Genomic DNA, 21,151 nt, shown 5'->3' with positions numbered 1-21,151 from the left:
CTTCCTGTTCAGCGTACCACTCTGGCCGTTAGTACTGGATTAGGGTTACCGCGAGGGAATATAGATTGCATTAAGAGATGAAGCAACAGCAAAAAAACCATGCTCCCGGAAGAACATGGCTCATCTCATATTGATATTAATTTTGAAAAAATCAGATAACTCTGCTATCTTCTCCTGCCTGCAGCATCCTGTAGCCGACTCCGATGTGGGTCTGGATGATCTTAGACTGCGAAGGTGATTTTTCGATTTTTTTGCGCAGAGTCGCCATAAATACACGCAGGGCAGGGATATCATAGGTGTGACTGCCCCAGATTTCCTTCAGGATATAATTATGCGTCAATACTTTGCCTGCGTTCTTGGCCAGCAGACACAGCAGCTTATATTCAATCGGGGTCAGGTGGATTTCTTCCTGTTCCATCCATACGCAGCCTGCGGCATAATCGATTTTTAAATTCCCGTTGGTAAAAACCGACGCATCCTTCTGCAGCTTGTCACTGTCATAGCGGATACGCCGCAGACTGACCCGCAGCCGGGCCAGCAGCTCCTCCACACTGAACGGTTTTGTCAGATAATCATCTGCACCTGCATCCAGTGCATCAATTTTGTCACGGTCCTCGCTGCGTGCGCTGACAACAATAATGGGAATATTCGACCAGGACCGGACTTTTTTGATAATGTCCACACCATCCATATCCGGCAGCCCCAAATCCAGAATCATTATATCCGGCTGATGGGACACCGCCTCTAAGATCGATGCTTCGCCGGTCTCAGCTGTATGATATTTGTAGCCTTGTGTCTCCAGCGTGGTCGTAATCAGCTTGCGGATCGGCTTGTCATCCTCTACAACAAGAATCAATGGTTTATTCATGAACATTCACCTCCTCAGCCTGCAGGGTGAAGCTGAACACCGTGCCCTGCGGAACATTATTCTTTACTTCAATTGTACCTCCATGAGCATGCACTATCGATTTGCACAGTGACAGCCCCAGCCCCAAGCCGCGGCGGCTGTCTCCGCGTTGATTGTCTGCCGTATAAAACATATCAAACAGCTTGCTCTTGGCTTCCTCAGATATCCCGGGGCCGTTATCGGATATTTCGACCCTTACCCGTTGTTGTTCGCGTCTCGCCGACACAATGATTTTCGAACCGGCTTGAGTATATTTGATTGCGTTGTCCACTAAATTAATGAGAACCTGAACAATCAGCCGGGAATCCATTTTGGCCATTAGCAGCTCATCTTCCAGCATCGTTTGAATAGTGTGCTCTACACTGTTGCGGTTAACATGCATCAGCGCTTCAGCAATAACCTCTTCCAGCAGCTCCGCCTGAAAATCCAGATTTAAGCTGCCATTGTCAATCCGCGTAATGGACAGTAAATTCTCCACCAGGTTGATCAGCCACATGGAGTCGTCATATATATCCGTGTACAAGCCTGTTTTCTGTTCCTCGCTCAACACCATAGAGTTTCCCATAAGAATTCCGGCATTACCGGAAATACTGGTAAGCGGCGTACGCAGATCATGGGAGATCCCCCGCAGCAGATTGGCGCGCAGCTGTTCCTGCTGGATTTGCAGCGAGATTTCCTTTTGCCGCTCATTCAGCAACTCTTTCTCCAGTGCTAGCGCACATTCTCCGAGCATGGCAATCATAAGGCTTTTCTCGAAAATTTCCAATGGCTCTTCCTGGTCCATCACAATGGCAGCTACTGCGAATACGGTATCCCCGCCACGGACGGCATGGTACAGACAACTGGCAGCCGAAAAGGTATCCGTGGTTGCTCCGGCACGCTTATTGTTCTTGTACACCCAATCTGCAACAGCCCATTCGTTCACACCGGTATATGCCCGGAGATTTACCGCTGATTCTACCTTTGGAAAAATAAGCGGCTCGGCTAAGTTGTCCTGCTCCACGGGGTAGAATATGACCGTCCGGTCCAGCAGCTTCACCATTTGGATTGCAGTTTCATTGACGATCGCCGGGGCACCCTCCGCCTGCTGCAGCTTACGGCTTGTCTCTAAGAGTACTTCAGTCCGGTACGCTTTTTGCGCAGATTGGCGCGCCTGTTCCTTGATCCGCATGGTAAGAGTACTGCTTATAATAGAAGCCAGCAGCATGACCAGAAAGGTAACCGGATACCCGGAATCATGCGCTTCTAAAGAGAAATACGGCTTAGTGAAGAAAAAGTTGAAGACAAGCACGCTTAAGATCGAAGTTATCGCACTGTAAAGCCTGCCGCTGGTAACCATAGCATTCAGCAGAACTCCCAAAATGTACACCGTGATGATATTCGCTTCCCGGAATCCTAGAAATTGAAACCACAGTCCGATTAAGGTGCAAACCGTCAGAATCCCGATCGTCTTCAAGGTGTCTGCCAGTGAGAGGCGCGGCTTCACATAGGCCGGAAATCTGTTATAGGGAGCCGGTTGGGTATCCGGAATAATGTGTATATCAATATTCGGTGCCAGCGCAGTCAGCTTTTCTACCAGACTGGTTTTAGTGAGCCATCTTTTTTTACTGCTCTGGGAACGGCCGATCACAATCTTGGTGACCCGGCTTGATTTGGCATATTCCGCAATCTGACCAGAGACATCTTCACCATATACCGTGGCAAGCTGCGCACCAAGCTGTTCGGCGAGCCGCAGATTTTCTCTGAGCTCCGCCTTGCTTTTGGGTGTGAGGTCTTTGGTTTTTGGCGTTTCTACATAGAGTGCCGTAAAAGATCCGCGGAAAGCTTCAGCCATCCTAGCTGCTGTGCGGATTACCTTTTTACTTGAGGCAGCGGAAGACAGACAGACTAGAATATGATCTGCTGTGTTATAAGTATTCTTATTCGCCCTTTCACTGTATCGCTGAGCGATACGATTCAGCTGATCTGCGGTATAACGTAAAGCGATTTCCCGTAAAGCGATTAGCTTCGTTTTGACAAATATAGACGATCCGGCTGCCATTTCCCCCTGCTCCCCAGGGTATAGCTTTCCTTTGCTCAGACGTTCGATCAGATCATCGGGTGGAATGTCGACCAGTTCAATTTGATCGGCACTGTCAAATACACTATCCGGTATACGCTCGGTTACGGAGTTGCCGGTAATTGCCGAAACTACATCATGCAGGCTTTCTATATGCTGGACATTAATTGTTGTATATACGTTAATTCCCGACCGCAGCAGTTCCTCGACATCCTGGTATCTTTTTTTGTGCCGGCAGCCGGACGCATTGTGATGAGCCAGCTCATCCAGCAGAATCAGGTCAGGCCGTCTCCGGATGGCAAGATCGAGGTCAAATTCGCGGATTGCGGCTGTTTTGGAAGGAAGCTCCAGCGATGGCAGCTGTTCCAGGTCATCGGCAAGAGCCGCTGTTTCCGGACGGTGATGCGTCTCAATGTAGCCGGCTACGACGTCCACGCCTTCCTTCTGCTCCTCAAGAGCGGCATAGAGCATGGCGCTGGTCTTTCCGACCCCTTCTGCATATCCAAAAAATATTTTTAGCTTGCCGCGTTTTTTCTCTGCCGTGTTCCCTGGGGTCTGCTCCAGCAGGACAGCAGCTCCGGTTCGGTGAGGTGCCATGTCAAACCCCTTTCTGACAATAGAGTTGCTGTTAGCTAGTATAGCATGCACCAAATCAGCGTAGTATTACAACTTTGACCCTGGCGTTAAGATTGCATTAAGATTTACCCGGCACAAACAAGGGAACTTCTAAGCAGCCGTTACATGTCAATAAAAACATATGACAAGATTGTAATCTTATTTTAATAAACGTCATACAACCCTTACGGACACAGAGATAATCCGGTCATTAGCAATTTATGTTAAGAAAATATATGTTAGGGTTGATTCAGGTGATCGACCAGACTGTAACAACAGGAGGTAACATACATGAACACAACTCATAGCAAAAGACGTTTCCGGAACTTTACGATCGGAGTCAGCTTAGGAGCAGCCTTACTGGCTGCCGGAACCGGAATTACCGGGAACAGCAGTACTGCCTACGCGGCAACAAGTACAACGCCTGCGAACTCCGTCTCTTCCAGCATTGCCGATAAAATTATTGCAACGGGATTGAAGTATCAGGGAGTTCGTTATGAGTATGGGGCTGAATCAGGGATTACCAGTTCTTTTGATTGCTCTTCATTTACGCAATTTGTTTTTGAACACAATGAAATCTCTCTCCCCCGTTCTTCTAAACAGCAATCGACGGTTGGAACCTATGTATCTAGAAATGAGCTTCAGCCAGGTGACCTTGTATTTTTCTATTCTCCGGTTCACCATGTTGCGATTTATATGGGTGACGGTAAAATACTGCACACGTATGGCGATGATGGAGTGACTATTACTCCCCTGAACACTGGCTGGTGGGCTTCCCACTATACATCAGCCCGCCGCGTATTGCCTACAAACGGACAAGCTGCTTCGGATAGCGGATCGGCTTCAGCTTCACCGGATCCTGCCACTCCGGCTTCCTCTGATGTATCGTCTCAGGAACAGACCATTGGGGATGCTTGGGATTGGCTCAACAATTTTGAATAAGCAACTTAATTAAATCGTATAATCCCTGAAATGCAACAAGCCGATTCTGTTCATGAACAGAACCGGCTTGTTTATTTTGTATGCACCAAAGATAATAGATTACCCGGCAGTACGCTGCGAGTTGCGATGAAAGATTAATTAATAACCGGTTTGCCCGCTTCTTCTTCCTCCCATGCCAGTCGCGCAAGCGGAAAAGCAGAAATCGCCCGCTCCAGGATTCCCTGCACATGAGCAATGGCCACGCCGTAATTTACAATTGGCACGCCCTTTAAAGCCGCCTGTTCCATCCGCCACAGCATCTGTCTGCGGTTGATCATACACCCGCCGCAATGCACAATGAGCGCATAATCGTTCACGTCTTCCGGGAAGCTCATACCATTCGCATGATGAAACTCGATGTTTCTGCCGGTCGCCTGCCGGATCCAGCGCGGAAGCTTCACACTGCCGATATCGTCCGGCTGCGTGTGATGGGTACAAGGCTCGGCAATCAGCACCTTGTCTCCATCCTCCAGCCGGTCGATCGCCCGTGCGCCCCTGACCAGTTCCTCCAAATCCCCCTTATGACGGGCAAACAAGATAGAGAATGAGGTAAGCGGAATATCCTTAGGCGTATCTGCGGCAACCTTCAGAAAAACCTGCGAATCGGTAATCACCAGCCGCGGCTTCCTGCCAAGGCTCTCCAGCGTTTGCTTCAGTTCATGTTCCTTGGTAACAACCGCTATGGCATCGCTCTCCAGAATATCACGGATGGTCTGCTGCTGAGGCAAGATTAGCCTGCCTTTGGGCGCTGCTTTGTCAATCGGTACGACCAGCACAACCAGGTCACCGGGAGTGAGCAGGTCTCCTACGATGCGGAAGCGGTCATCCTCCTCCGGAACTGCAGTAGTCAGCGCTTTCCTCAGCATGCTGACCCCCTGCTGCTCTGCCGCAGAGACAGGGATGACTTGGAATCCCAACAGCTCTTGCGATATTTTCACCAGTTCCACAAGGTCTTTGCGATTCGATTCATCCGTCCGGGTTAACAAATCCGTTTTATTCAATACCCCAATGACAGGGATGTTTTTGCTCTGAATAAGTCCGGCAATCTCTTTGTCAAAGGAGGTCACGCCACTGTAAGCATCGATAACCAGGAGGGCAATATCGGTTTTGTTCAACACTTCCAGCGTTTTCTTTTTGCGCTGCCCCCCAAGCTCCCCTTCATCATCAAGACCTGCTGTATCTATTAGCACGACAGGCCCGAGCGGAAGCAACTCCATCGATTTATAGACAGGGTCTGTAGTCGTCCCTTTCACCGGAGACACAACGGCAATGTCCTGCTTAGCCAGCGCATTGATTAGGCTGGATTTGCCGGCATTGCGCCTGCCGAATAAGGCGATATGCAGGCGGCTTCCACGGGGGGATTCGTTCAGGCTCACGTTATTCTCTCCTTGTGCCAAAGTCTAAATCAACGCAAGTATTGTTTATTTACCGGGTACACCGGGCTTCGTTATCTGATTAAGATTCAATATCTGGTCAATCTGCTCCTCCGGAAGCAGCCGGGATTCCACAAGCACTTGGCGTACAGATTTACCTTCACGGCTGGCTTTTTTAGCAACTTCAGCACTCTTCTCATACCCGATGTGGCCTATGAATGCGGCAGCAAGCACGGTGGAGTTCTCCAGCAGCTCACTGCACCGCTCAGCATGGACAAGAATTCCCCGTACACAGCGTTCCTCGAACAACCGGACGGCATGGTCCAGAATCTCCAGCGATTCCAGCAGTGATTCCGCAATTAGAGGCATAAAAGCATTCAGCTCCAGCTGGCCGCCGGCAGCAGCCAGGGTAACCGCTGTATCATTGGCTATTACACGCATCGCTACGAGTCCGGTCATCTCGGCTATTACCGGATTGACCTTACCGGGCATGATCGAAGATCCTGCCTGTACGGCCGGGAGCTTAAGCTCCCCAAGCCCGCCTGCAGGTCCGCTTGCCAGCAGACGAAGATCTCCTGAGATTTTCAGCAGATTCACAGAGGCGGCTTTCAGCAGGCCGGAGACTTCAACGAATACATCCATATTCTGGGTCGGGTCCATTGGAAACTCACTGCGCGACAGACCGTAGCCGGTCAGATCCTGCAGCAGATCCGTCATATAGAATGTATATTTGGCCGGCGCATTCATTCCGGTGCCGATCGCTGTACCGCCTATATTGATTTCCCGCAGCCGCTCCTCCGCTTTATAGAGCCGCCAGCGGTCTCTAGCGACCGCTTTGGCGTAGGCACCGAAGCTCTGGCCAACTGTCATCGGCAGCGCATCCATCAGTTCCGTACGTCCCAGCTTCAGCACATCTGCGAATTCAAGCTCTTTCTCCTGCAAAGTCTCCTGAAGGGAAGCGAACGCCTCACTCAGTCTGCGGACCAGGCCTATTGCAGCAATTCTCAGTGCTGTCGGGTAGACATCATTAGTGGATTGGCAGCAGTTAACATGATCCAGCGGATGCACCACCGTGTAGTCTCCAAGCACTCCGCCCAGCAGCTCAACCGCCCGGTTAGCCAATACTTCATTAACATTCATATTGGTCGAAGTCCCTGCACCGCCTTGCAGCGCATCAACTGTAAACTGCTCCATGTATTTCCCGGCCTGAATATCATCACAAGCCTGCACAATGGCAGAACCAATCTCCGCCGGATACGTATTCAGCTTCAAGTGGGCCAGCGCCGCAGCTTTTTTCACCGTGACCAGGCTCCGGATCAAATTCGGGTTAACCGCCCGCCCGCTTACAGGGAAGTTCTCCATGGCCCGGGCCGTATGAATTCCATAATATGCTGACTCCGGGATATCCCAGCTGCCTAATGCATCCTGTTCACTGCGCAATGCTCTGCGTGCCTGCTCCATCGTTTTGCTGGCTCCTTAGGTTAAGAACTCACATGCATAATTTCGAGCACACGCGGCAAGATGCCTTTGAAGTAAGCAAATGCAATGCCGTAGTTCGTGATCGGCACCCGCTGGTTTCCTGAGTTCGCCAGCCGCATCATCAGCTGCTTGCGGTTGAATATACAGCCGCCGCAGTGTACGATCAGCTTATAGCCGGAAAGATCAGCCGGGAAGTCAGGCCCGACACTGGTTCTGATCTCCAGTTTGCCTCCTGCTATTTCCTGCAGCTTCGCCTTCACCAGTTCACGGTCAATCTCCCCGTTATGCGGATGATGGATACAGGCCTCCGACAGCAGCACCTTATCCCCCGGCTGCAGGCTGGCAATCGTCTCAGCCCCGGCTACAAAGGTCGGCAAATCCCCCTTAAACCGTGCCATTAGAATGGCAAAGGTGGTTAATGGCACGTTGGCCGGTAGAATTTCGCTCACACTGTCGTATACCTGGGAATCCGTGATGACCAGATCCGGCATCCCTTTGAGGTTCATCAGCAGTGTCGGAAGCTCAACTTCAGTAACGGATAAAGCCATTACATGATGATCCAGTAAATCACGCAGGATCTGCTGCTGGGAGGACACTAACCGGTATTTCGGTGCAGGAATGGTCTCCGGCATAACCATCACCACGACTTGGCCCGGGCTCACCAGATCGCCAAGTATACTGGCACGCTCAAATTCGGCAGGGGCGAAATCGCGTATCGCATGGCGCAGGCTTCCGAAATTTATATTTTTCTTTGAACTGACCTTGACGAACGGGATCTTCAATTCTGTTTTTAACAGATCCACATCGACATAGTGATCATCTACTTTCGTAATCACACCGATTACGGGAATGTTGCGTTTGACCAGTTCATGGTACCATTCCTTTTCCAGCTTATAATCATCAGACTCCTCCGAGAAGATCAGCAGGCTAAGATCAGTCAGATCCATAACCTCCCGGGTCTTCTGGACACGGAAACGGCCAAGGTCGGAATCATCATCAATCCCGGCGGTATCGACGATAATGAAGGGGCCCACTATAGGGATGTCAAAAGCCTGGAAGACCGGTTCAGTCGTTGTGCCCGGCTTGTCGCCGACAACCAGAAAAGGCATTCCGGTAAGGGCGTTGATCAAACTGGATTTCCCGGAATTCCTCCGGCCAAAAACAGCAATATGCATCTTGTTAGATTGCGGTGTGGATTGCATGGTGAACCTCTCCTTATGAGTCTATTAAAAGCGTAAATCCCGCTCGCCGTTCTCGATCCGCTGCAGCCGGTCCTTAGTAATCTTCCGTGCGGCTTCCTTGGGAATATCATCGAGCCCTTTGCGGATGATTTCTTCACCGAGTGCACGGGTTTCCTCATCTGCGTAATCCAGTAAATATTCTTTAAATGTTAAAAGCGAGTTCGGCTGGCACACATTATGAATCTGCCCCGATTTCGCCAGACGCATGAACCGGTCACCGGTGCGCCCTTCCCGGTAACAGGCGGTGCAATAGCTGGGAACATAGCCATCCCGGCAAAGTCCGCGGATAATTTCTTCAGGCGAACGATGATCACCAACTTCGAACTGGGGTTTTTCCTTGGACATCCCTGCTAATCCCTGCTTTGCCTCCATATAACCGCCTACACCTGTACTGGACCCGGCACTCACTTGGGAAATCCCGAGCTGAATGACCTCATCGCGGAAAGAAGGTTCTTCACGGGTGGATAGGATCATTCCGGCATAAGGAACAGACAGCCGCAGAACGGCAACCAGCTGCTTGAAATCATCATCCTTCACCAGGAATGGATACGTTTTCAAATTTACATTGTCCGCCTCACGCAATCTGGGAACGGATACCGTATGCGGGCCAACCCCGAACCGTTCTTCCAGGTGTTCTGCATGCATTAACATCGCAATGGTGTCATATTTGTGGTCATATAAACCGTAAAGAACACCTACGCCGACATCATCGATCCCGCCCATCTGTGCGCGGTCCATGGCCGTGGTATGCCAGTCATAATCCCGTTTCGGACCGTTGTGATGCAGCGCTGCATAGGTGGGTCTATGATAGGTCTCCTGAAAAAGAATATAGGTCCCTATCTCCGCATCCCTCAGCTTCTGATAATCTTCAATTGTGGTTGCTGCAATATTGATGTTCACTCGGCGGATGCTGCCATTATCGACCTTTACGGAATACACCGTTTTGATCGCATCAACGACATAGTCAATGTCACACTGCACCGGGTCTTCTCCTGCTTCAATAACCAGGCGTTTATGGCCCAGATCCTGCAGCACACGGACTTCATCCGCCAATTCATCCTTGCTCAGCCTCCGCCTTACAAAATCCTGATTGGACTGCTTATATCCGCAGTATTCGCAGTTATTGACACAATAATTGCTTATATACAAAGGAGCAAATAATACGATTCGGTTGCCGTATATTTTCTCCTTAATCACCCTTGCCGAGCTGTAAATCTCTGCTAGAATTTCTTTATCCGTAACCTCCAGGAGTACTGCAGCTTCCCGGTGGGTCAATCCCTTGCAGGACCTGGATTTCTCTAAAATGGACCGTACAACGGCCTCTTCACCGGCCAGCCTCTTCGCCTCTTCCAGGCTGGATAATATCTCTGCGTCATTGATAAAATCCGCCGGTTCCCAATCCTTCCGCAAATGCTCCATCCTCCTAACATCTTTCTTTTCAAGATTGGCCGTGACTCCAGAGAATGTTTGGACTTCCGGCCGCTGCCCACCTGCAGGTTACCTGATATTCCGCTAAGCGAATATTGATAACTAGGTGTATACTGATCAAGCTAAGTGGAATTTCTCCATTTATTTTTGAGTCCAACATTCAGATAAGTGTGCTAGTGGGAAAAACTCCACTTAAATGTATCGATTTCCCCCTCAGAAGAGTGTATAGACCGAATTAAGTGGAGGTTTTCCATTTAACTATCATAAATATTGAAAAATGATGGGATTAGATGGAGAAAATCCACTTATATATTGGATCTTGCTACCTCAGTTCAGAAACCGGGCATACTAACCTCCGAACCTTCCTCAGAACAGAGCATTAAAGCCCATCTGCCTAGAGCAATACTTACCCGCACCTCGCTACTCCGGACCCGACTGCCTCAATACTTCGAGCGCACCGTATAGTGCGTATGCAGCAGCTCATGGGCAAGGTGACTGTTCGGTTCGCCCAGAAATTCCTCGTACAACACCTTGATAAAAGGATTGTTATGCGATTTACGGATGGTCTGCGCCTCATCTTCGGAGTAAATCGCCTTAGCGCGTGCGGCTTTGATATCAATCTGCTCGGCGGTTTTGGCATCTACGATCGGCTGGCCGCCTCCGGTAATACAGCCGCCGGCGCAGGCCATCACTTCCATGAAGTCATAGCTTTTCTCCCCCCGCTGCAACGCCTCCATTAACTTACGGGCATTGCCGAGGCCGTGAACGACCGCTGTACGGATCTGCTTGCCATCCGGCAGCTCAATGGTATTCTCCTTGATTCCAGTCATGCCGCGAACAGCGGTATATTCGACCGTGTCGAGCGGTGTGCCTGAGGTCAGCTCGAAAACCGTACGGAGGGCGGCCTCTGCTACGCCTCCGGTTGTGCCGAAGATCGCTCCTGCACCGGAGCCGATGCCAAGCGGATGGTCAAAAGCCTCATCCTTCAGGTTTACAAAGTCGATTCCGGCCTCTTTGATCATCGCTGCCAGCTCACGGGTCGTCAGTACCCAGTCCACATCCTGCATATTTTCATGAGCCAGCTCTTCCCGTGCACCTTCAAACTTCTTCGCCGTACATGGCATAATCGAAACGACCACAATATTCTGCGGCTCGATACCCAGCTTCCCGGCCACATAAGATTTAATCACAGCCCCTTCCATCTCATGCGGGGATTTGCAGGTAGACAGGTTAACCAGCATATCCGGGAAGTTATGCTCCATAAACTTCACCCAGCCCGGACAGCATGAGGTCATCAACGGCAGCTTCTGGCCGCTGCTGAGCCGGGAGAGCAGCTCGGTACCTTCCTCCATAATCGTTAAATCCGCCCCGAAGTTCGTATCAAACACTTTATCAAAGCCCAGCCTCCGGAGCGCAGCCACCATTTTACCGGTAGTTCGTGTGCCGACCGGCAGGCCGAATTCTTCTCCAAGTGCAACCCGTACAGCAGGGGCCGTCTGTACCACAACATATTTGTCTGGATCTGCAATCGCATTCCAAACATCACTAATGTTCTCATGCTCTGTTAGTGCGCCTACCGGACAAGCCATAATACACTGGCCGCAATTGACGCAGGTGGAGTCAGCCAGTGAGCGGCCAAAGGCTGTGGAAATCACAGTATCAAATCCCCGCTTGGCAAAGCCGATGGCACCTACGGTTTGCACCGTTCCGCAAGCGCCGACGCAGCGTCCGCAAAGGATGCATTTGGAGGCGTCACGCAGAATGGCCGGTGAAGAATAATCCTTTTCCCGGCTGGACTGTTCACCGGTATAAGTAACTTTACGGATATTCAGATCATTCGATACGGTCTGCAGCTCACAACCGCCTCCGCGTGAACAGCTGAGGCATTCCCGGTCATGATCGGACAGCAGCAGCTCAACAGATGTTCTCCGTGCATCGCGGACCTTCTTCGTGTTCGTCAGAATCTTCATGCCCTCTTCTGCGATCAGGGTACAGGATGCGATTAGCCTCGGGCCGACTTCAACAACGCATACCCGGCAGCTTGAAGAATGGTTAACCCCCTTCAAATAACAGAGGGACGGAATATTAATGCCCTGATCACGGGCTGCCTCCAGCACGGTGGTGCCTTTGACGATTTCCGTCTCGGCCCCATCGATCATTATCTTAATCGTGTTCAACCTGATCACTCCTATCGTCAGACTATCGCTACCGCTTTGAACTTGCACACATCGAAGCAGACGCCGCATTTAATGCAGGCTGCCTTGTCGATGACATACGGTTCCTTCACTTTGCCGGAAATCGCATCGCTTGGGCATTTCCGGGCGCAGAGACTGCAGCCGCGGCACAGCTCAGCATCGATTTCATAGGAGATCAGGGATTTGCAGACACCGGCCGGACATTTGCTGTCCGTAATATGAGCCATGTATTCATCGCGGAAATATTTAATGGTCGACAATACCGGGTTGGGAGCCGTCTGCCCTAATGCACACAGAGAGGCGTTCTTAATCTGCAGCGACAGCTGCTCCAAATTCTCGAGATCCTCCAGCGTCCCTTTGCCTTCGGTAATCTTATCAAGCATCTCAAGCAGCCGTTTGGTACCGATCCGGCATGGGGTGCATTTGCCGCATGATTCGTCACGTGTGAAGTCCAGATAGAACCGGGCAACATCCACCATGCAGGTATCCTCATCCATAATGATCATCCCGCCGGAGCCCATCATGGAGCCCAGACTGGTCAGTGTATCAAAATCAATGGTGCAGTCCAAATGCTCTTCGGTCAGGCAGCCGCCCGACGGGCCTCCGGTTTGTACGGCCTTGAATTTTTTCCCGCCGGGGATCCCGCCGCCAATTTCAAAGATGACCTCGCGCAGCGTTATGCCCATCGGAACCTCAACCAGCCCGGTGTTCACAACCTTGCCTCCGAGTGCAAACACCTTGGTGCCCTTCGATTTCTCGGTCCCGATACTGGCGTACCACTCTGCGCCGTTCAGAATAATCTGAGCAATATTAGCAAGCGTTTCCACATTATTGATGATCGTCGGCATTCCCCACAATCCTTCAACAGCCGGGAAGGGAGGCTTTGGTGTCGGCATCCCCCGGTGGCCTTCAATGGAGTGAATTAGAGCGGTTTCCTCACCGCAGACAAACGCCCCCGCGCCAAGGCGCACATCAATGTTAAAGGTGAAGCCGGTGCCAAAAATATCATCGCCCAGCAGCCCGTACTCGCGTGCCTGATTCAGCGCTTTGGTAAACCGCTGTACCGCGATAGGATATTCTGCACGGACATAGATGAACCCCTGGTTCGCGCCAATGGCATACCCTGCAATGGCCATCGCCTCGATGACCGAGTGCGGATTGCCTTCCAGGATCGAACGGTCCATGAATGCACCCGGATCACCCTCGTCGGCATTGCAGATAACATACTTCTGCGGTTTGTTCTGTTTGGCCGCGAACTCCCACTTAAGACCGGTGAGAAAGCCGCCTCCGCCGCGTCCCCGCAGCCCGGACCGCTTAACCGTGTCAATCACTTGCTCGCGGCTCATCGTCGTAAGCACCTGGGCAAGCGCTTTATAACCGTCACTTGCAATGTACTCATCTATGACTTCGGGATCAATGGTTCCGCAGTTGCGCAGCGCGATACGAACTTGTTTTTTATAAAAGTCTGTTTCCTCAAAGCTCAGGATTTCCTCGCCATGCCGGGTCTTTTCGTATATTTTCTTGTCATAAGGCTTGCCGTTCAGCAAATGCTGCTCCACCAGAGCAGGAATGTCCTTCACCTCCACCCGGCTGTAAAAAATACCCTCAGGATAGACGATCACGACTGGCCCCAGCTCACAAAGACCGAAACAGCCCGTGCGTACGACCTCCACTTGGCTCTCAATCCCGTGGCTGGATATTTCCTGCTCCAAAGCGGCGATGATTGTATTAGAATCCGAGGATGTGCATCCTGTACCGCCGCACACCATCACTGATCTGAATGTAATGGACTCGCCGGAGGCCCCGGTGATTCTCCGGTTATCCAGACGGCTCTGCGTTAGCGTGCGTATAGCATCAAGATCCGTTAACAGCTTCATGCCAATACCTCCCGTTAAAAATGTGCGTGAATTGCCGGGAATCAATTGTACTCATTAAGAATTTTCGGCACGGCATTAGGCACTAGGCGTCCATGCACTTTTTCTCCGATGGTCATAACAGGGGCCAGCCCGCACGCTCCCAGACAGCGTGTCGCTTCCAACGTGAATTTGTTATCCTCTGTCGTTCCTTGCACAGGAACCTTGAGCTCTGTACTGAGCCGGTCCAGCACCGCTTGAGCCCCTTTGATGTAGCAGGCGGTTCCCATGCAGACATGAATTACATTCTCTCCTTTCGGAGTCAGGGAAAAGAAATGATAAAACGAAGCAACCCCATAAATTTCACTTAAGGGCAGGTTCAGCTCTTCCGAAACCACCTGGAGCACAGGCTCCGGCAAAAAGCCGTATATATCCTGCACTTCATGTAGTACAGGGATCAAAGCACCCTTCATGAGTTTGAACTGCACGATGGCGTGTTTCACTTTCTCCAGCTTCTCATCGGCTTCGGCAATGTCGGCGCTAGAGCAGGTTTGTTGGTGTTCCATTTAGGCAGGCTCCCTTCATCCAGATTAGAGCAGCGCGTTTTCATGTTTAAGCTTCAACCGGTTCCAGCGGCGTTCAATTTCATGCTCAAAATCCTGCAGCAGCTCGGTATCCTTCACCAGATGCTTCGTTTTGCCCATACGCTTCAGCCAGTCAACCGCCGGGATCCGCTTGCCCTTCTCTTCCGGATTATAGGTAATGCGGGTAATGCCCTGTTCAATCTCATACAGCGGGAAGAAGCAGGAATCTACAGCCGCCTTCACCAGCTCATTGCCTTGGTCATCCGGCGTCTTCCAGTTGAGCGGGCAGGCGCAGAGGATTTTGCCGTAGGCCGTACCCACGTTATTCGCATACCACTGCGCTTTAGCCGCTTTTTGCAGCAGATCCTGCGGATTGCTCTCCGCACCGGTAAACACGTAAGGAATATTGCAGGCAGCCAGTATTTGCGCGGTGTCTTTGTGATGTCCTTTTTTGCCCTTCTGCGCTTTGCCGACACCGGAGGTGCTGGTCATGTGTCCCACCGGCGTGCTATAGGACAGCTGGGAACCGGTGTTCATATAGCCTTCATTGTCGTATTCCAGAATGATCATTTTATGGTTGCGCAGGGCTGCGCCTACGGTCGCTCCCATCCCGATATCCATACCGCCGTCACCGGAGACCATCACAAAGGTAACATCATCAGCCACCTGGATTTCCCCGCGCCGCTTCAGCTCATAGAACGCATCCACCATCCCTGCCAGTGTAGCTGCACCATTCTGGAAGAGGTTGTGTACGAAGGTCTGTTTATGGGAGGAATACGGATAGCTTGCCGTGACCACATACGCGCAGCCCGTCTGGAACAATACGACCATGTCACCCTCAATGCCTTTGAAGAACAGCTCCAGGGCGGAAAGTGCGCCGCAGCCGGGGCAGGCCCCATGTCCGGGAGCTAAGCGGTGAGGCTTCACGGTCAATTGGCGCAGCGGGGGCAGCTTGACTTTGAGCAAGCCGGTTTCTTCGCTTTGGGTCACTTGGATCAGTCCGGTTTTAAATGCATTGCCATGCATCGGTTCGATGACCGGCGCAAGAGCGTCTTTTTCTTCACCGGGATAATATCCGTAATAGTCAAAAGGCTTCTCCGCACTGCCTTGCTCCGCTGCATCGATGGCCAGCTGGAAGAAGGCAGCCGCATCATCCGCATAGAAATCCTTACCGCCCAGGCCAAAGATCCGCGAGAGAATGATGGTTTTGTTGTCTGGATCAATTTGCAGTGCCGAGCGGATTTCATGTGTCAGATTGCCGCCCTGTGCACCATATGAGTCCGCACGTTCGCCGACAAGCAGAGCTTTGACATTCTTAAGTGCTGCACGCAGCTCCTCTCCCGGAAACGGCCGGATGATATTCGGGCGGATCAGCCCTGCCCGGATCCCTTTTGCACGCAGCGCGTCGACGGTATCCTTTGCCGTCTCACCTGCAGAATTGAGCAGGAACAAGGCGTATTCGGCATCATCCATCCGGTACAGATCGAGAACCTTATATTCACGTCCGGACAAAAGCGCGTATTCCCGGGCTACCTCACTGTATACTTCGCCTGCCTTTTCAAGCGCTTCGAACAGCTGGTAGTGGTTATTAAGCAAGTCATCACCGCCCATGTGCGCACCGATGGTCACCGGCCGGGACGGGTCAGATACATTCGCGTAGGCGTGGTTCGGATTCGGGCCTACAAACTGCTGAACTACAGCGTTATCCTTGAAGTACTTCACTTTTCGTTTTTGGTGGGAGGTGAAGAAGCCGTCATAAGCCACAATTACCGGCAGCCGGACCTCCGAGTGCTCGGCAATTCGGAGTGCCATAATGTTCATATCGTATACAGCCTGAGGTGTGCTGGCTGTCAGGATGACCCAGCCGGTATTCAGGCCGTAATACAGGTCGGAGTGATCACCGCGGATATCCAGCGGCCCGCTGACCGCACGGGTAACAAGATTTAGGACCATTGGAAAGCGGGTGCCTGATTGGGTAGGCAGCTGCTCCAGCATGTACAGAAACCCTTGCGAGCTGGTGGCATTGATGACCCGTGCGCCGGCCATAGCTGCGCCATAGCAGATGCCGGCGGAGCCATGTTCACCGTCCGCAGCAACCAGCTGAATATCATGCTGCCCGCGGGCCTTCATCTGATCGAGATATTGGGCTACCTCGGTGGACGGAGTGATCGGGAAATAGCCCATCATGTGGTAGTTGATCTGTGCGGCTGCTGTAGCCGCCATTTCATTGCCGGATTCAAAGCATGTGACCTGCTCGGCAGGTACAGCATCAGATAATTTATTTTCACTAACAGCCATTAGTAGGTTCCTCCCTCTTCATTTAACAGAACACTTGGGCAACTCGGTTCAGCTCGGCATAGCCGGGTTCTTCGCGGAGGCTGGTCAGCGCATCCGAAGGGCAGGCTTCGACGCATTTCAGACAGCCCTTACAATACTGATAATCAATGCCCCGCAGAACCTGCTGCAGGCGGCCGCGCTTGTCTTCTGCCGATTCCCATACAAAGCAATAGTCAGGGCAGACATTATCACAGGCCGCGCAGTTGATGCATTTCTCCGCGTGGAACTCCGGCAGCAGCCCGGCGCGGGAACCGCCCAGATCCTTGAGAATACTGTTGCCCTGTGCAGCGATCACTCCGCCTGGCAATTGTGTTTTGTAACCAAGCAAGGATTGTACACGTTTGAAAGGTTTAATCTGCGAACCTTCCGGTACGTCATACGTTTTGAATTGCACCTCATTGTAGCCCCGGTCGAATGTGCGGAGGTTGGGCTCCACGAGCTGCGGGTATTTCTTCTCGAACGTTCTGCGGATAACGGTACGCATCGCCTCGGGATCGAGGAAATCACAAATACGGAACATCGCGCCAAGCATCGCGGTGTTGATCTTGGTTCTCTCCTCAACGGCTATCCCCATGGCATCAATCAGGGCAATCGTCCCGGATTCAATCTTCAGACTTGAACGTACTTCATCGAAGTCGCGGGTGGTGTTGACCAGAACGACCCCGTCCGGCTGCAGGCCGCTTGCCACGTTCACAATCTTGTACAGAGCCTCGTGGAAAACCGCGATCAGATGCGGCTCTTCAATCGGACTATGATCTCTGATCTCAATCTCCGGATCACAGAAGCGGACAAAGGTTTTCACGGGAGAGCCTTTTTTCTCAGAGCCGTAGGAAGAGAAGTTAGCGGCGTTAAAGCCCAGCTCGAGTGCGCCGGTCTCTGCCAGCATTTTTCCTGCCAGGTTAGCGCCAAGTCCGCCGATGGATTCAAGCCGGATTTCAAAGAAGCCGAGTGCGTTTTTCTTCGTCAAAGTAGACAACTGGTTTCCTCCTTTGTAATGCTGCTGAAATTCTATACAAAGCAAGTGAATTGTTTCACTTACTTCCTTATAAGAAAGCTCACCTTGCGGGTTCTTCCTTAGATAAGCCGGGAAAATTACAGTGGTCGCCGCGGCTCAGCTCCAGCTTGTATCCGGAGACGGCAATCCGCATCTCAATACAGCTCCTACAATGCGCGGGATCATCGCCCATACAGATTTTATGCTCATAGAGCGCATATTTGCGGCGGACCTGCAGCGGGGACAGAATAGGCATAACCACGTTCGCTCCTGCCGCAATCGCCTTTTCCCGTCCAACCGGATCAAGTGTGCCCATAGCAGTGGTAGCTGGCATTAAAGCATCGGGAACCATTAGTCTTGCCATGGCGATCATGACCAGAGTGTCCTCAACGGTTCCGCCGGCAGCCTCTTTAAGCGGCGTTGCACTATGGGGGATAAACGGGCCGATCCCGATCATTTCCGGATGGAACTCTTGCAGGAACAGCAAATCTTCGGCAAGATGCTGATAGGTTTGGCCGGGAAGCCCCACCATGAAGCCGGCCCCTACCTGATAACCGATCTCCTTCAGCAGTCGCAGACAGTTCATGCGGTTGTCATACGACATGCCGGGATGCAGCGATTCATAGAGCTGGCGCGATGCTGCCTCATGGCGCAGCAGATACCGGTCTGTACCTGCATCGAACATAGCACGATAAAAGGCTTCACTTCGTTCGCCGACCGACAACGTAACTGCCGCATCGGGAAAAAGACGTTTGAGATTTGTGACAATCGAGACCATCGCTTGTTCTGTAAAACGGAAATCTTCCCCGCTCTGCAGTACAAATGAACGATATCCAAGCCGATACCCTTCTTCAGCACACTCGAGAATTTCTTCCTCCGTCAGCCTATACCGCTGGGCCAGAGCATTGGATCGGCGCAGACCACAATACATACAATCCTGTTTGCAATAGTTGGAGAACTCAATCAAACCGCGGGAGTAAACGCTTTCATCATAATACTGCTTGCGGGTCTCAGAAGCTAAAAGATATAACCGTTTCTTAAGGTCGGGGGTTAAATGCTGGAGAAACCAGATGATTTCATCTGCTGTGAGCACATGCTGTTCAGACAATTTGCTTAATAGGGCGTCCATCGTACAACTGCCTCCATCCCTCACGGCAGACCGAAACCAGCCACTCCACTGACTGTTTCCTTCTACAAAAGCTTACGCGAGAAGAATTACTCTAGACTATGCAGCACTCCATACTTAAATTCCGGGTTTTGTCTGCTTGTTTTTGATCTTTTTGCGAATTGTTGAAAAGATTATGCATATCTCATATGCTCTATGTAGATAGGGTGTTGGGGAATAATGCATTTTTGAAGTAGAACCAACGGCTGGAAGCAATCGGGTAACAACTATCTGAGGTGATTTCTGCTAATCATATTCATTATAATTTTGGGAGGTAATGACTGTGAATTCTTATACAATTAGACCCGTTGCAGAGGCAGATACTCCTTTTTTATGGGAAATGCTCTACGAATCTTTATATGTTCCTGAAGGACAACAACCTTTTAACCGGAACGTGATTAATGAGCCTTTTTTATCCAAGTATGTAGAAGGCTGGGGTAAAGAAGGAGACCTGGGATTCATTGCAGCAAATAGCAAAGGTTTATCTGTAGGCTCCATTACGGCCCGATTGTTCACGGAAGACAATAAGGGATTTGGTTATGTTAGTAAGGATATACCAGAACTAGGCCTGGCATTAAAGCCGGAATATCGAGGAAGAGGAATTGGAGCAGCACTATTAAAAGCACTTATTGATGAAATGAAAGAAAAGGGAATAAAGGGAGTATCATTAAGTGTAGATCCGGGTAATTTGGCGGCAGTGAGATTATATCAACGATTCGGTTTTAAAGAAGTAGGAATGGTTGGTACATCAATAACAATGGTTGCATACCCATAGATTTTTTGAGCTAACATGAACCTTTGCTTAATAAAACAGGGCAGTCAAGGACATTATTTTGTCCACGGCTGCCGCTGTTTATATCGTTGTGGATGATCTTATACTTATCACCAGAGGGCTTATAAGGACATTGTGTTGGTCAGCTTGCCCAGCTTTTCGATCTCCACGGTCACGACATCGCCGGCCTTCAGGAATACCCGCTGTTCTGGAGGATAACCGAGCATGACACCTTCAGGTGTACCGGTCAGAATGATGTCGCCCGGCGCGAGTGTCATATGCTGTGAGATGTAGCTGATAATCTCATCACAATGGAAGATCATATCCTCCGTGTTGGAGGATTGCCGCATTTCACCGTTAACTGTACAGGAGATTCTCAGGTTATTCGGGTTCCCTGCTTCATCGGCTGTTACCAGATAAGGGCCTATCGGAGCGAATTTATCACAGGTTTTGCCAAGCAGCCATTGCTGGGTGCGGAATTGCAAATCACGGGCAGACAGGTCGTTCGCGCAGCAGTATCCGAAGACATAATCCAACGCTTCCTCTTTACTAATATTAAAAGCCTTACGGCCAATGACAATGGCCAGCTCCGCTTCATAATCCACTTGCTGCGAGACAGCAGGCAGAGGCACAGGCTCCAGATGCCCTGCCAGCGCATTGTTGAATTTGCTGAACAGAATCGGTGTCTGCGGGACCGCCGCCTTCGTTTCTTCCGCATGCTTGCGGTAGTTCAAGCCTACACACACGATTTTCCCGGGGCTGGTTACACACGGCGCAAACTCCAGCTTGGATTCATCCAGCAACTGAAGCTTGCCGTAAGGATTATTTTCAGCTAAGTGTTGAAGGTTCTGCAGCCGCTTGAGGACTTCCGTCCCTCCCTCGATGACGTCCTGAATCCTTAATTGTGCAGTTTCCGCTTGTCCATAGACTACAGAGGCTTCAGTAACGTCCAATATCCCGTCATTCGTATGTATTCCCAGGCGGTAACCGCCGTCTTGAATGTAGCTGAGCAGCTTCATAATATCTTGTCTCCTTTCGTTATAAGTTTATAGTTGATCTCTAACAAGATTATCATACACATTCTTAAAAAATAGCAAATTAGATTTGTGAATTGATGCACATGCACGTTAATAGTATAATTCAAATAGTGAATAAGCCTTTGTACAGG

The 21,151-nt window shown here is 50.9% G+C and carries 14 protein-coding genes and 1 pseudogene; 2 read left to right on the top strand and 13 right to left on the bottom strand.

Annotated elements, in window-relative coordinates; genetic code table 11:
• Window positions 1–151 precede the first annotated feature (151 nt).
• Together JRJ22_RS12835 and JRJ22_RS12830 are read right to left on the bottom strand one after the other, a co-directional pair.
• On the bottom strand, window positions 152–868 hold the full coding sequence (locus JRJ22_RS12835; RefSeq protein ID WP_206104797.1) for a response regulator: 717 nt from the start codon (window positions 866–868) through the stop codon (window positions 152–154).
• A complete protein-coding gene (locus tag JRJ22_RS12830; protein ID WP_206104796.1) occupies window positions 861–3,563 on the bottom strand; it encodes a sensor histidine kinase in 2,703 nt (900 codons plus the stop codon). The genes JRJ22_RS12835 and JRJ22_RS12830 overlap by 8 nt, the downstream gene beginning before the upstream one ends.
• Before the next feature lie 309 nt (window positions 3,564–3,872).
• Between JRJ22_RS12830 and JRJ22_RS12825 the strand changes: the two are divergent.
• Window positions 3,873–4,385, top strand: a pseudogene (locus JRJ22_RS12825) (C40 family peptidase); the annotation flags it as partial.
• A 272-nt stretch (window positions 4,386–4,657) separates the two neighbouring features.
• On the opposite strand, the gene hydF (JRJ22_RS12820) reads toward JRJ22_RS12825, so the two are convergent.
• The 10 genes from hydF (JRJ22_RS12820) to hydE all read right to left on the bottom strand — a co-directional run bounded on the left by hydF (JRJ22_RS12820) (window position 4,658) and on the right by hydE (window position 19,175).
• Entirely contained in the window at window positions 4,658–5,938 is a 1,281-nt protein-coding gene (hydF, locus tag JRJ22_RS12820) for a [FeFe] hydrogenase H-cluster maturation GTPase HydF (protein WP_206104794.1), read from the bottom strand.
• 45 nt (window positions 5,939–5,983) lie between these two features.
• Window positions 5,984–7,396 (bottom strand): aspartate ammonia-lyase, encoded by a 1,413-nt coding sequence (locus tag JRJ22_RS12815; protein ID WP_206104793.1) that lies wholly within the window; start codon window positions 7,394–7,396, stop codon window positions 5,984–5,986.
• A gap of 20 nt (window positions 7,397–7,416) precedes the next feature.
• Window positions 7,417–8,616 carry a [FeFe] hydrogenase H-cluster maturation GTPase HydF gene (gene hydF / locus JRJ22_RS12810; RefSeq protein ID WP_206104792.1) on the bottom strand — a complete coding sequence of 400 codons (1,200 nt, stop codon included), beginning with the start codon at window positions 8,614–8,616 and terminating at the stop codon, window positions 7,417–7,419.
• A 24-nt stretch (window positions 8,617–8,640) separates the two neighbouring features.
• The gene (hydG, locus tag JRJ22_RS12805) at window positions 8,641–10,074 is read right to left on the bottom strand and encodes a [FeFe] hydrogenase H-cluster radical SAM maturase HydG (RefSeq protein WP_206104791.1); all 1,434 of its coding nucleotides are present in this window, start codon (window positions 10,072–10,074) and stop codon (window positions 8,641–8,643) included.
• Between the two features lie 449 nt (window positions 10,075–10,523).
• Window positions 10,524–12,269 (bottom strand): NADH-dependent [FeFe] hydrogenase, group A6, encoded by a 1,746-nt coding sequence (locus JRJ22_RS12800; RefSeq protein ID WP_232381186.1) that lies wholly within the window; start codon window positions 12,267–12,269, stop codon window positions 10,524–10,526.
• Window positions 12,270–12,277: 8 nt separating this feature from the next.
• Window positions 12,278–14,155, bottom strand: a complete 1,878-nt coding sequence (gene nuoF, locus JRJ22_RS12795) for an NADH-quinone oxidoreductase subunit NuoF (protein WP_206104789.1) — start codon at window positions 14,153–14,155, stop codon at window positions 12,278–12,280.
• A 41-nt stretch (window positions 14,156–14,196) separates the two neighbouring features.
• Complete coding sequence (gene nuoE, locus JRJ22_RS12790; RefSeq protein ID WP_206104788.1) at window positions 14,197–14,697, bottom strand: NADH-quinone oxidoreductase subunit NuoE; 501 nt, start codon at window positions 14,695–14,697, stop codon at window positions 14,197–14,199.
• Window positions 14,698–14,721: 24 nt separating this feature from the next.
• Window positions 14,722–17,013 (bottom strand): thiamine pyrophosphate-dependent enzyme, encoded by a 2,292-nt coding sequence (locus JRJ22_RS12785; RefSeq protein WP_206104787.1) that lies wholly within the window; start codon window positions 17,011–17,013, stop codon window positions 14,722–14,724.
• 22 nt (window positions 17,014–17,035) lie between these two features.
• Window positions 17,036–18,028: a 2-oxoacid:acceptor oxidoreductase family protein gene (locus JRJ22_RS12780; protein ID WP_206104786.1), complete on the bottom strand. Its 993-nt coding sequence runs from the start codon at window positions 18,026–18,028 to the stop codon at window positions 17,036–17,038.
• A 79-nt stretch (window positions 18,029–18,107) separates the two neighbouring features.
• Entirely contained in the window at window positions 18,108–19,175 is a 1,068-nt protein-coding gene (gene hydE / locus JRJ22_RS12775) for a [FeFe] hydrogenase H-cluster radical SAM maturase HydE (protein WP_206104785.1), read from the bottom strand.
• 313 nt (window positions 19,176–19,488) lie between these two features.
• On the opposite strand from hydE, the gene JRJ22_RS12770 reads away from it, so the two are divergent.
• On the top strand, window positions 19,489–19,986 hold the full coding sequence (locus JRJ22_RS12770; protein ID WP_206104784.1) for a GNAT family N-acetyltransferase: 498 nt from the start codon (window positions 19,489–19,491) through the stop codon (window positions 19,984–19,986).
• A gap of 119 nt (window positions 19,987–20,105) precedes the next feature.
• On the opposite strand, the gene JRJ22_RS12765 is transcribed toward JRJ22_RS12770, so the two are convergent.
• Window positions 20,106–21,002, bottom strand: a complete 897-nt coding sequence (locus tag JRJ22_RS12765) for a fumarylacetoacetate hydrolase family protein (RefSeq protein WP_206104783.1) — start codon at window positions 21,000–21,002, stop codon at window positions 20,106–20,108.
• Window positions 21,003–21,151: the final 149 nt, after the last annotated feature.

It is taken from the genome of Paenibacillus tianjinensis, from assembly GCF_017086365.1.
GTDB classification, from domain to species: domain Bacteria; phylum Bacillota; class Bacilli; order Paenibacillales; family Paenibacillaceae; genus Paenibacillus_AQ; species Paenibacillus_AQ tianjinensis.
Note: the sequence above shows the minus strand (reverse complement) of the source record. Positions and strands in the feature narration are given on the sequence as shown.